This is a genomic window from Pseudoalteromonas sp. XMcav2-N, assembly GCF_024124545.1.
In the GTDB taxonomy this organism is placed as follows: Bacteria; Pseudomonadota; Gammaproteobacteria; order Enterobacterales; family Alteromonadaceae; genus Pseudoalteromonas.
The window spans coordinates 90,031-102,014 of sequence record NZ_JAMXSF010000011.1; the positions used below are offsets into that span (position 1 = coordinate 90,031).

An 11,984-nucleotide genomic window follows, 5' to 3' on the forward strand; every position below is an offset into this window, starting at 1 on the left:
TCAATTCTTATCGGGTTTTATATATTGCATTGCCTGGAGTTTACGGCCTTGCGCAACATATGTGTGGTATTTCTCTGCCAGCGCCTGAGGCAACTCCTCAGGCTCAATTTCTTCAAAACCTAACCCTGCATAAAAAGTAGCAAGATGACGATAAGCAAAAGTAAATAAAGGGGTGTGCTGCTGAGCCAGCACCGCCACTAATAACTGCCGGGCCAGCCCTTTGCCTCTGTGCTCGGGGACAACCAAAACCGTGGATAACAAATCACTGCCTGCAACGCATTGCACTCTGCATGCCGCAATAATTTCTGTGCTCTTTAGCACCCAGTTTTGGTCCTGTCGGGTCGCCTTTCCCCTCGCCTTATGGGCTTGGTAAAACTTATTCACCAGTGGCGTCTGAATAGCAGGTAAAATCCCAGCAATGATCTCCATGGCTATGCCAGCATCAACCCCAGGTAAAACTCAAACTTTTCCTTCAATACCGTCTGCTCAGAGATAGGACGTTGATTAATGGCGTCATAAATGGCCTCTCGGCTATTTTTACCGCGTTTTATTTGATAGGCCCAGAATGACGCCTCGTACTCTAACTGAATTTGATATTTATCTTGTCGTGATAAATTACACAGGTTATAGCTCATAGTAAATTTGGTTACAGCAATCTCTGTAAAAAGTGTATCATAATTACGCTAAGGTGTATCCGATCATGCAAAATGTGCCGCCATCGAGTAAGCAAAATTGCTTCGTCTCGAAGGCAAATAGCGTGACAGGATGGTTCGATTTTCAATAAGGAGATCCATTGCGAATTTTCAGCTTGATATTGCTTTACTGTCTGAGTTTGAAAAGTATGGCATCAGATAACCGGACACTCTACTTCAACCGTCCGGCCGATACCCCCCAGGCCAGGTACGTTATCGAATTACTGCAAACCGCTTATCAACAGTTGGGGTACCAACTTGAGCTGGTCGATTTCAACCGGCAAAGTGCATTAATTGCAGCCAATGATGGCGCTTTGGATGGCCAGCTTGGTCGGATCCATGGTGTAACTCAGGCTTACCCGAACCTACTTAAAGTTCGTTTTCCTCTATACACGTTTAATCTACAGTTGCTAAGCCGTTGCCTGAGTTGCACATTCCAGCAACTTGACTCTTTGGTCATACAGAGTGGTTATCTGGTTGCCAATCAGTACCTGGAGACGACTCCGTTTAATGGCCAGCTAATAGAAGTAAAAAACAACATTACTCAGCTTAATCTGGTTACTCAGGGCAAAGTACAGGCTGCACTGGTCGTTGACTTTCACTTGCGTGAGTACCTTGCAGACATTGATTTAGAGTCTTTTAAAATAGAAACCCTGTTGACCATCGAGACTTTTCACTACTTGCATCAAAAACATAAAACGCTGATCCCACAACTAGAACAAGCATTGAATCAACTGGCTAAGAAAGGAACGGTAACCATGTTAAAAGCTAAGTATCAGATTTAAAGAAATCGTCTTGCTCTGCCGCTTGTTCTGCGCCTTTTGATGGCATGTCACTATGGCGTTTTTTCGCTGCCATCACACGTTTTTGTCGCTGCGCACACAGCTCGATCACTTTGCGTTTTTGTTGCTCAGTTAGGGCATGCCAGTGAAAGCGCTCTTCACGACTGCGAAAGCACCCTTTACAGTAACCCCGGTTGTTCACTTCACAGATCCCGCGGCAAGGGCTGGGGATCTCAAAAATCTCAATCTGTTCCATATGGACTCAAAAACGTGCGCTTAATTCGGCCTGCAGCCAAATTGACGCCCGGTTAATGCCTAGCCGAATTCATTTTTGATTATAATACATACCGTAAACCGCATTGTATAATTAGGATAAAGCGACTCATGAAAAATGGCTTGCCTTTTTCTGCTTTTTGCCTTGTATTGCTTGAGCAGATTTTCACAGTGGCAATATTGAAATGATAGCAATGAGATATAATGACTAAACAATCTCTATTGGCCTTGAAGGGGCAGCACAAACAGACGGTAAACAGGTTTCTGCCTTGATCGAAGCAGGGCCTCATTCAGTGAAGAGTTTTCGTTACTTCTGTCGGCCAAAGCCCAAGGGAAAGCCGGAGCACCTCAAATGGACGAAACCACCTGTGTTGTCAATGCGATGAATGAAAGGTAAGTAAAGCAGAAAGTAAAAAGCCCCGCTAATGCGAGGCTTTTTAATAATGGTGCCCAGAGGCGGAATCGAACCACCGACACGAGGATTTTCAATCCTCTGCTCTACCGACTGAGCTATCTGGGCTTAAATGGTGCCGACTATCCGAGTCGAACGGATGACCTACTGATTACAAGTCAGTTGCTCTACCAACTGAGCTAAGTCGGCGCACCTTTTAAAAATGGTGCCCAGAGGCGGAATCGAACCACCGACACGAGGATTTTCAATCCTCTGCTCTACCGACTGAGCTATCTGGGCTTAAATTGGTTATATTGTGCTGCTTTAAAGCAAGAATCTGAATTTCAGACTCAAAATATAATGGTGCCCAGAGGCGGAATCGAACCACCGACACGAGGATTTTCAATCCTCTGCTCTACCGACTGAGCTATCTGGGCTTAAATGGTGCCGACTATCCGAGTCGAACGGATGACCTACTGATTACAAGTCAGTTGCTCTACCAACTGAGCTAAGTCGGCGCACCTTTTAAAAATGGTGCCCAGAGGCGGAATCGAACCACCGACACGAGGATTTTCAATCCTCTGCTCTACCGACTGAGCTATCTGGGCGTGCGGCGTATTAAACGGGTTTTGCCTTGTTAAGTCAACTTTTTTTTTAAACTCCGTGTTTGACTGAACACTATTCCGACAAAACACGTTTAATCGATTAAATTTCCCGCTTTATTTGGCAATTTAAAGCCCTTTGTAACCTGGTTTTATCACTTACCTTAGGTAAAAACGGGGAGAATTCATCCACTATAGGTGGTAGGATTGCACCAACAAAGAAACATAGCACAAAAGTTGGGTTCGGAATCACATAATGGAAAACTCGTCTCATACGAATATAAAGGGGTTTGTGCCTCTATTTATCGTCGTTACTATCATTATTGCAGCTATCTCGGCGGCCGCTGCCTTCACATGGCCAAGTAAGAACCAGGATAAAGCAGATTCCACCCCGCGGCCCGACCTTGTTTTGTTAGCCAAGGACATCTCAACGCCATTGTCACACGCGATGATGAAACTTGGGTACAATTATGCCAAACAGATACTCTCGGCATTTGAAGCCAGCAATCCGGACATAGAACTTTATCTATATAGTGACAGTGGCATAGGGCAACCTAGTCTGGTGTACCAAAGTAATGAGCAAAGTATTGCACCAATAAAACGACAGGCCAAAGTAGACCAGGGTGGGGAGCTCGTTGTACATCAACCTCTGGTATTGGATGACTTACCCGTTGGAGAACTGATTTTAAGATACGCCCCACAGCAGAGCGTCTCGAACGCAACGCCTGTAACCAGCATGTTGTTAGCCGTTTGTGCTTTGATCCTGACCATCGCCTTTGGCCTGTTTCTGAAACGCCAGATCATTGGCCGCCTGAGTAAAGACCTGACCGAGCTCAACGAAGAACTACAGCACCTGCTGGACCAAAAGTCTTACGATATTCATGTCACAGAGAAACTAAGCTTTGGATTGTCAAAAACAGCGATTGGCATCAATCAGCTGATCAATCAGATCCGTGATATTATTCAAGGTAATCAGGCTGCGCAAAGAGAGTTAAAGCAGCTACAAACCAGTTTAGAGTCTGAAGTTCAGGCCAGAACGCTGGCGCTGGAAAAAGCCACATTAAATGCCGAACGCGCCAGTGAAGCGAAAACAACTTTCCTCGCGACCATGAGCCACGAGATAAGAACCCCCATGAATGGTGTTATTGGCACCATTGACTTGTTGCGTCAGACTGAATTGGACGGCGCGCAACATCGCCTGACCACTATTATTCGTGATTCCGCTTTCTCGTTACTGGGAATACTCGACGACATACTCGATTTCTCTAAAATTGAAGCCGGTAAGCTTCAGATGGACAATAGCGCGTTTTCTGTGGCGGAGACCATAGAAGAAGTGGCACGAGTCCTCTCATCCGTGGCCAGAAAACGTAAGCTGGATCTGCAATTGTCTGTTGCACCAGATATCCCCAACAATCTGGTAGGTGATGCAGTGCGCGTTCGTCAGGTACTATACAATCTGTGTAGTAACGCGATTAAGTTCACGACCTCAGACGACGCAAGACGCGGCTTTGTAAAAATTGCGGTAGAAGTAGCGCAAAACACCTCTGAACACTACACCTTGCGCTTTACCGTCACCGATAACGGCAAAGGCATGACCCAGGCGCAGCTTAGGGAGATTTTTAACCCCTTCATTCAAGCCGAAGGCTCTATTACCCGAGAGTATGGCGGTACGGGACTGGGCTTATCAATCTGTAAAAGTCTGGTTGAACTGATGCTGGGATCCATTCACGTGAGTTCTGACATCGGTATGGGCAGTGAATTTGTAGTAGAACTGCCATTTAGCGTCAAAGGTAAAATCGCCTATGCAAATAAAGCGGTACTAAACAATCAAAGGGTTGTGGTACTGACCCATGCCCAGGCTCGCCGCAACATTGTTGGCCGTTACTTGTCATTTATGGGCGCAGATACTGTAGTGCTAAAAGAGGCCGACGAGCTCAGCGAATATCAATACGACAGCGATGTGATCTGGATACTGGACGGCCTGGATGGCATGGACAAAGTAAATGGCCAGCTGCGCGATTTACTCTACTCAATCGAACACAACAATCAACAAGTCATTGTGCTTAGCACTATGGATGAGCCTGCGCTCAACCATGACCGTATCTTCTATCTCAACGCTGCGCCTTTGTGCAAATCGAGCTTTATGACAGCCGTACTGGTCGCTGCGGGTCTTCATCAGCCTAAGAAACTCAAGCCTTCACGCTCATTGAACAAATACCTGAATGTCGAAGATGCCAGAGCTGCTAATAAGCTGGTGTTGCTGGTAGAAGACAATGTACTGAATCAGCAGGTACTGACCGATCAGTTACATTTACTAGGCTATGGCGTAGAAGTCGCTGAAAACGGTGAAGAAGGCCTGGCTCGCTGGCAACAGTCCCATTACCCCATTATTCTTACCGATCTGCACATGCCAAAAATGTCAGGCTACGACATGGTTGCTAAGATCCGTGAAGAAGCGGAACAAGCAGAAGACATCAATGCTCAGCCTTATATCATTGCCATCACGGCCAATGCCCTGAAAGGTGAGCGTGATCGCTGCCTGGCAGCCGGTATGAATGATTACATCACTAAGCCGGTCGAGCTCAATGTACTGGAGGCAACACTGGACACCTGGCAACAATCAACAGGTGCAGCACAAAAACAACCTCACACAGAACAAGCAGAGGTGAGAAGATCCAAAGCTGCGGCCACTGAGCCGGCAAGTCCACCTCTTCAGCAAGCACAGGAACCAAAGGTTCCAGAGAAAAAGCAGGAATCACAGCCGCAAAATACAGAGTCGGAGACTGTCGAGCAGCAGCGCGTTGACCCAGTAGATGAGAGCACAGTGGCGGAGGAGCCTGACGACAGTGCAGGACCTGCTCAATCAGCGCCAGAGGAGCCAATTGATTTGGCGCAACTGGATAAGTATGTCAACCATGACGCCAATAAACGATTGCGGTTTTTCCGGATGTATCTCGAGCAAAGTAGTGAACTGGCCAGAGATATCAATGGCGCCGTCATTTCTATGAGTCAGGAAGAAATAGTCGAAGCCTGCCATCAGCTCAAATCCATATCAAAAACCATTGGTGCACACCGTGTTGCTGATATGGCCACCCAGTTTGAACATCGCTGTAAAAATGAAGAGCTGACCAGTGATGAGCTGATCCACTTGCGTGACGCACTTGAAACAGAGTACCAGCAAGCAACGGAATTTATTCAGCGTTACTTGCAATCACAAGTCGATTAATCATACTAAGTGCACTCAGCAGCTTGCTACTGAGTGCACACCATTAGCCCTGCACCATCCCGTATATCAGACGAATCACGATAGAAATCATCACCAGGGGTAAAATATACTTCCCGTATTTCTGCATTTTATCGAGCCCAACTCGACTTTGGTACTTTTCGAGTAATGGGATCAGGATCAGCAAGGCGACAATCAAGCTTGCCAGAATTATCAGAACATTCAAAACTACGCGCTCCTTTTATTAATGGTGTTACCATGCCATAGCAGTGGCCAGTTTGCCAAGTGTCGGGCGGTGTCTAATTTGAGGGTCCAGAGCACGGAAGAAAAAAGCGCGAAGCATAACTTCGCGCAACAGGTTGGAGAGTGTTAACCGACAAGTGCAAGCAAAATGCCTGCGGCAACGGCGCTTCCAAGTACGCCTGCCACATTGGGACCCATTGCATGCATTAATAAAAAGTTGTGTGGATTGCTTTCCAGACCAACCTTATTTACAACCCGGGCAGCCATAGGTACTGCGGATACGCCAGCAGCCCCAACAAGCGGGTTAATCGGGCTGTCACCAGCAAAGCGATTCATCATCTTCGCCATATAGACGCCAGAGGCTGTACCTATGCTAAAGGCCACCGCACCCAGCACCAGGATCCCTATGGTCTCTACGGTCAGAAACTGATCTGCAGCCAATTTAGAGCCCACTGCTAATCCAAGGAAAATGGTTGTAATATTAATAATTTCGTTCTGGGCAGAATTGCTCAGACGATCAACCACCCCAGACTCTTTCATCAGGTTACCCAGGCAAAACATGCCAACCAGTGGGGTTGCAGCAGGCAGGAATAACAGTGTCAGTGTCAGAACGCCCAGAGGAAACAGGATCTTCTCCTGCTTTGAGACAGCTCTCAACTGTGGCATCGTAATATTGCGCTCCTCTTCTGTGGTCAACAGACGCATAATGGGTGGCTGAATAATCGGCACCAGCGCCATATAAGAATAAGCAGCAACCGCAATGGCCCCTAGCAATTCCGGAGATAAGCGCGATGCAAGGAAAATTGCAGTCGGGCCATCAGCCCCTCCGATAATGGCAATCGCGGAAGCATCTTGCAGGGTAAACTCGAAGCCAGGTACATAGTTCAGTAAGATGGCCCCAAATAAAGTCGCAAAAATACCAAACTGAGCAGCCGCCCCCAACAGCAACATCCTCGGGTTGGCAATTAAGGCACTAAAATCCGTCAATGCGCCGACGCCCATAAAGATCAGTAACGGAAACACACCACTGTCTATACCTATATAGTAAACGTAGTAGAGCAGCCCACCAGGATCTGCCAGACCCGCGACGGGTATATTGGTCAGAATGGCACCAAAGCCAATTGGCACCAGCAATAAAGGCTCAAATCCTTTTGCAATTGCCAGATATAGTAGCCCACAGCCGACCGCAATCATTGCCAACGCTGGTAAAGTCAGGTTGGCCAGCCCAGTCGCTGACCACAGGTTAAATAGTCCATCCATCAAACATCTCCTAGGCCAGCTCTACAATGGCATCGCCAGCCGACACTGAGTCACCTTCGTTAACCAGGATATCGGCAATCTTACCGCTGTGGGTCGCCCGCACTTCGGTCTCCATCTTCATCGCCTCCATAATCAATACCAGATCGCCCTGCTCTACTACATCCCCTCGTCGAGCATGCAATTTAAAAATATTACCCGCCAAAGGTGCGTTTAGCGTTTCACCACTGCTGACCGATGCCGATTGTGGCATTAGCTCACTGTCCTTCACCGCGACTTCCTGTAATTCCCCACCAGGTGCTACCAACACGTTATACACTTTTCCATCCACCTGGACGCTATAACGCTCCTGCGCTGATTTCGAGCGTGTCGGTTTAGGTGCCGCAGAGTCACTCTGTACCAGCTCAGGTTTAGGCTCGAATGCCTCTGGGTTATTTCGGTTTTGTAGAAATTTCAGGCCAATTTGCGGAAACAAGGCATAAGTAAGCACATCATCAACCACGGCTTCACTAAGACTCAACTGCAGACTGCTCGCCTTCTCCAGTAAGTCAGATTCAAGCTGTGCCAGCTCTGGCTCGATTAGGTCTGCCGGGCGGCAGGTGATCGCTTCAGCTCCATCGAGTACACGCTGCTGCAAAGCTTGGTCGACCGGTGCGGGTGTTTTCCCGTATTCGCCTTTGAGGACACCCGCGGTTTCTTTGGTGATGGTTTTGTAGCGCTCTCCTGTCAGGACATTCAGTACCGCCTGAGTTCCGACGATTTGAGAGGTCGGTGTCACCAACGGCAAAAAGCCCAAATCTTGACGTACAGATGGGATTTCCTTGAGCACCTCATCAAGACGGTCTCCAGCTCCTTGCTCTTTGAGCTGATTTTCCATATTGGTCAGCATACCTCCCGGAACTTGCGCCGATAAAATACGCCCATCAACCCCTTTTAGACTGCCCTCAAAAGCTGCGTACTTTTTACGGACATCACGGAAGTAAGCGGCAATTTCTTCAAGTTGCAATAAGTCCAGTCCGGTATCCCGTTCAGTGCCCTCAACGATCGACACCAAAGTCTCTGTGGCACTGTGACCATAAGTCATACTCATGGACGAGATGGCGGTATCCAGCATATCGATGCCTGCATCCACCGCTTTTTGGTACGTTGCGGTACTCAGGCCCGTAGTAGCATGACATTGCATGGCGATTGGAACAGACACCGTGTTTTTCAGTTCACGGATCAACACTTCAGCATCATAAGGTTTTAGTAAACCTGCCATGTCTTTAATACAGATTGAATGGCACCCCATTTGCTCCAACTGCTTCGCCTGCGCCAGCCACATATCCAGGGTATGTACCGGGCTGACCGTATATGAGATGGTACCCTGCGCATGTGCCCCCACTTTAATGGCTGCACGTATAGCGGTTTCCAGGTTGCGTACATCGTTCATAGCATCGAAAATTCGGAATACATCGACACCATTGTGGTGAGCACGCTCAACAAACTTTTCAACGACATCGTCAGCATAATGCCGATATCCCAACAAGTTCTGGCCACGCAACAACATCTGTTGCTTAGTGTTGGGCATAGCCTCTTTTAGAGCGCGGATCCGATACCAGGGATCTTCACCCAAATACCGTATACAGGCATCAAAAGTGGCTCCTCCCCAGGATTCGACTGACCAGTAACCAATCTGATCCAGTTTCTCAGCAATTGGCAGCATATCTTCCAGGCGCATACGAGTGGCTAATAGCGATTGATGTGCATCGCGCAGTACCAGTTCAGTAAGTTTGAGCTGTGGCATAAAGGACCCCTTGATTATTTTTCTGATTGGAAGTGCTGATTGCGGTATTGTGAAATCGCAGCGCTAATAGCTGCCAGATGCTCACCGGGTACCTGTTCTTCACTCGTCGGCTTTGATTTAGTTCTCCGCGAACTTGGTGGTGTCTGTTCTGCCGGAGCAGCAAACCTGGATAACCCTTTCACTGCGATGATCAAAATAGACAAAAATACGAACACCCCGACCATGCCGGTAAGCATTAAGTTGGCGGCCTGAGCCAGTAAGGCTGTAATGTCCATCTCTGCTCTCCCCTTGTTGTTAACATTTTTTACGTGACATCATGCAGATACAATAGATAGCCACAATTTATAGATATTTATGCAATCATCATAGCAAAACAGGTCGCTTTGTAAACTCACGTGTAAATTGGTATTACCAATTAAAATAAACACATAAATTCAACCTGTTACAATATTCCAAATGAATATTTAATGAAAACAGCCAAATAAATATGAAAAATAGTCAAGATACCTGACAAAAATAGAGAGGTGGCATAAAAAATATTCACTGAGGCAGCGACCCAGAACAGAAACATACAATTGGTATGACCAAGGAAGGCATTTCTTTAGACTGTTAACAATTACCAAGCGAGGTAATCCGCAGTTTACGTAAGTCGCTCACGCAGGCGAATTAGAGGTATAATGGGAGGATGAGATAACTGGAGTTGTGTTTGTGTTTCACTGCGAATTTACACTGGATAAAAATTACTTTCGTGAATGTTTCGATCAATCATTGCCTTACAGCAACGTAAGCAAGCCCAAGTACGCTCTGGTCGCGTTCTTGTTCATTCTTGGCTGCGTTTCAATTTATGGCCTCAACAACGCATATTTAGGTAACTTTTTGATTTTGCTAGCCGTTTTAGAGTGCATTGCACACTATTATCGACGCCCCTGGTGGGTAGCAAGGCAAATGGTTACCCGTGCCAGTGGCAGTAAAATAACACTGGAAATTGATGAGCAGGGGATCACAGCAACCAACCCTTATAAGTCATATCAGATACGTTGGGCGGATGTGAATGAGATCGCGGAAACGGAATTAGGTGTGGTTCTAGTACGAGCAGGTACAAATCAATACATCTCAAAAAAAGCCCTGTCCAGCGACGCACTAAATTTTATTCTGAGCAAAAAAAATAGCCACGAATGAGTGGCTACTTTCTCGAATTCTACCGGGCATGGACGCCGGGAGTGGCCGTGTCTTACATATTACCCGTTGTTGGGTTAGACTTTTCAGCCTGAATACGCATGTAGATCTCTTCACGGTGTACAGAAACATCTTTAGGGGCGTTAACGCCAATACGAACTTGATTTCCTTTAACACCTAATACGGTTACAGTTACTTCATCACCTATCATTAGAGTTTCGCCTACACGGCGAGTTAGAATTAGCATTCTCTTGCTCCTGTTATTCCAAAATTTAAAAGATTCCGCGTCTTGTTCATTTTAATGAAAAGTTTCCGTAAAAGTAAGCAAAATTATTGCTTAATCGTCACTTTCCAGCTTAAAAGCGTCATGCAGAGCACGCACTGCTAACTCAAGATATCGCTCATCGATTAATACTGAAATCTTTATTTCTGAGGTTGCAACTAACAAGGGTGAAATATTCTCTGCCGCCAGCGCAGAAAAGAATGTTCCGACATTCGCTGAATGCGATTTTAACCCCATCCCTACCGCTGATATTTTTGCAACCGCTGAGTTACTGACGATTTCAACTGCCCCAAACGTATGCTGATGCGTCTTGAGCACATCCAGCGCCTGCAGATGATCATTGCTATGCACAGTTAAAGCATAGTCTATTTTGCCAGTCTGTTGATTCATTTGACTGATCATGTCTACTTCTATGGCATATTCACCAAAGAGTGACAAGATTGCAGCCAAGGTTGCAGGGCTCTCAGGTACCTGTCTGACTATCAGTAGACACTCATCTTTCTGATGGGCAATCCCTGATACCACCTTATTATTCATGGGGTTGTCCTCGTAGTTTATCAAGGTCCCGGCATCTGGCTTAAAGGTAGATAAAACCCGCAATGGTAATTTATAACGCCCCGCGGCCTCAACTGAGCGTATCTGCAACACCTTAGCACCTAAACTCGCCAACTCCAGCATCTCCTCAAAAGTGACCTGAGTCATACGGCGAGCTTTGGGTTCGATACGGGGATCACAGGTGTAGACACCATCCACATCAGTGTAGATCTGACACTCATCTGCACCAAGTGCGGCTGCTACTTCGACCGCACTGGTATCCGTTCCGCCCCGGCCCAGGGTGGTAATATTACCTTCCTGATCACGCCCCTGAAAACCAGCAATGATACTGATATGATGCTGCTCCAGCTCTTGACGCAGGCGAGCCGTTTCAATATGTGTGATACGCGCCCGGCCAAACATGTTGTCAGTGTAGATACCGACCTGTTCAGCCAGCATACTGATCGCGGAGTGGCCACGTTTGATAATGGCCATCGCCAGCAAAGCAATGGACACCTGCTCACCCGTAGTAAGCAGAACGTCGAGCTCTCTGGGATTGGGCTGTGTATCTATCTGTTTGGCAAGCTCAATCAAACGATTGGTTTCACCAGACATCGCCGACAGCACCACCACAACTTGATGGCCAGCCTGTCGGGTTCTGACGACCAAGTCGGCGACCGCTTCGATGCGGTCAATAGACCCCACCGAAGTGCCACCAAATTTTTGAACAATGAGCGCCACG

12 protein-coding genes and 6 tRNA genes are annotated in these 11,984 nt (G+C 47.1%); 3 read left to right on the plus strand and 15 right to left on the minus strand.

Annotated elements, in window-relative coordinates; genetic code table 11:
• Together NH568_RS14970 and NH568_RS14975 are read right to left on the minus strand one after the other, a co-directional pair.
• Positions 1–429, minus strand: a complete 429-nt coding sequence (locus NH568_RS14970) for a GNAT family N-acetyltransferase (protein WP_253048457.1) — start codon at positions 427–429, stop codon at positions 1–3.
• A gap of 2 nt (positions 430–431) precedes the next feature.
• Positions 432–635, minus strand: a complete 204-nt coding sequence (locus tag NH568_RS14975; RefSeq protein WP_253048463.1) for a DUF3283 family protein — start codon at positions 633–635, stop codon at positions 432–434.
• 206 nt (positions 636–841) lie between these two features.
• Between NH568_RS14975 and NH568_RS14980 the strand changes: the two genes are divergently transcribed.
• Complete coding sequence (locus NH568_RS14980) at positions 842–1,477, plus strand: transporter substrate-binding domain-containing protein (RefSeq protein ID WP_253048465.1); 636 nt, start codon at positions 842–844, stop codon at positions 1,475–1,477.
• Here NH568_RS14980 and NH568_RS14985 read toward each other — a convergent pair.
• The 7 genes from NH568_RS14985 to NH568_RS15015 form a co-directional block, all read right to left on the minus strand.
• On the minus strand, positions 1,461–1,730 hold the full coding sequence (locus tag NH568_RS14985) for a DUF1289 domain-containing protein (RefSeq protein ID WP_253048467.1): 270 nt from the start codon (positions 1,728–1,730) through the stop codon (positions 1,461–1,463). The two genes, NH568_RS14980 and NH568_RS14985, sit on opposite strands and share 17 nt — an antisense overlap.
• A 461-nt stretch (positions 1,731–2,191) precedes the next feature.
• Positions 2,192–2,267, minus strand: a tRNA-Phe gene (locus tag NH568_RS14990).
• 5 nt (positions 2,268–2,272) lie between these two features.
• Positions 2,273–2,348, minus strand: a tRNA-Thr gene (locus NH568_RS14995).
• A 14-nt stretch (positions 2,349–2,362) separates the two neighbouring features.
• A tRNA-Phe gene (locus tag NH568_RS15000) sits at positions 2,363–2,438 on the minus strand.
• A 61-nt stretch (positions 2,439–2,499) separates the two neighbouring features.
• Positions 2,500–2,575: transfer RNA gene (locus NH568_RS15005), tRNA-Phe, on the minus strand.
• Positions 2,576–2,580: 5 nt separating this feature from the next.
• Positions 2,581–2,656 (minus strand) — tRNA-Thr (locus NH568_RS15010).
• A 14-nt stretch (positions 2,657–2,670) separates the two neighbouring features.
• Positions 2,671–2,746 (minus strand) — tRNA-Phe (locus NH568_RS15015).
• 250 nt (positions 2,747–2,996) lie between these two features.
• Here NH568_RS15015 and NH568_RS15020 point away from each other — a divergent pair.
• On the plus strand, positions 2,997–5,966 hold the full coding sequence (locus NH568_RS15020) for an ATP-binding protein (protein ID WP_253048472.1): 2,970 nt from the start codon (positions 2,997–2,999) through the stop codon (positions 5,964–5,966).
• A gap of 43 nt (positions 5,967–6,009) precedes the next feature.
• Here the strand turns inward: NH568_RS15020 and NH568_RS15025 are convergent, their stop codons facing one another.
• The 4 genes from NH568_RS15025 to NH568_RS15040 all read right to left on the minus strand — a co-directional run bounded on the left by NH568_RS15025 (position 6,010) and on the right by NH568_RS15040 (position 9,524).
• A complete protein-coding gene (locus NH568_RS15025; protein ID WP_253048474.1) occupies positions 6,010–6,189 on the minus strand; it encodes a hypothetical protein in 180 nt (59 codons plus the stop codon).
• Between the two features lie 143 nt (positions 6,190–6,332).
• Positions 6,333–7,466, minus strand: a complete 1,134-nt coding sequence (locus NH568_RS15030; protein ID WP_253048483.1) for a sodium ion-translocating decarboxylase subunit beta — start codon at positions 7,464–7,466, stop codon at positions 6,333–6,335.
• 10 nt (positions 7,467–7,476) lie between these two features.
• Positions 7,477–9,249, minus strand: a complete 1,773-nt coding sequence (gene oadA / locus NH568_RS15035; RefSeq protein ID WP_253048485.1) for a sodium-extruding oxaloacetate decarboxylase subunit alpha — start codon at positions 9,247–9,249, stop codon at positions 7,477–7,479.
• A 14-nt stretch (positions 9,250–9,263) separates the two neighbouring features.
• On the minus strand, positions 9,264–9,524 hold the full coding sequence (locus NH568_RS15040; RefSeq protein ID WP_253048487.1) for an OadG family transporter subunit: 261 nt from the start codon (positions 9,522–9,524) through the stop codon (positions 9,264–9,266).
• Between the two features lie 427 nt (positions 9,525–9,951).
• Between NH568_RS15040 and NH568_RS15045 the strand changes: the two genes are divergently transcribed.
• The gene (locus NH568_RS15045) at positions 9,952–10,428 is read left to right on the plus strand and encodes a YcxB family protein (protein WP_253048489.1); all 477 of its coding nucleotides are present in this window, start codon (positions 9,952–9,954) and stop codon (positions 10,426–10,428) included.
• A 52-nt stretch (positions 10,429–10,480) separates the two neighbouring features.
• Here the strand turns inward: NH568_RS15045 and csrA are convergent, their stop codons facing one another.
• Complete coding sequence (gene csrA / locus NH568_RS15050; protein WP_010386837.1) at positions 10,481–10,672, minus strand: carbon storage regulator CsrA; 192 nt, start codon at positions 10,670–10,672, stop codon at positions 10,481–10,483.
• Positions 10,673–10,762: 90 nt separating this feature from the next.
• Positions 10,763–11,983: an aspartate kinase gene (locus NH568_RS15055; protein WP_253048491.1), complete on the minus strand. Its 1,221-nt coding sequence runs from the start codon at positions 11,981–11,983 to the stop codon at positions 10,763–10,765.
• Between the last annotated feature and the right edge of the window lies 1 nt (position 11,984).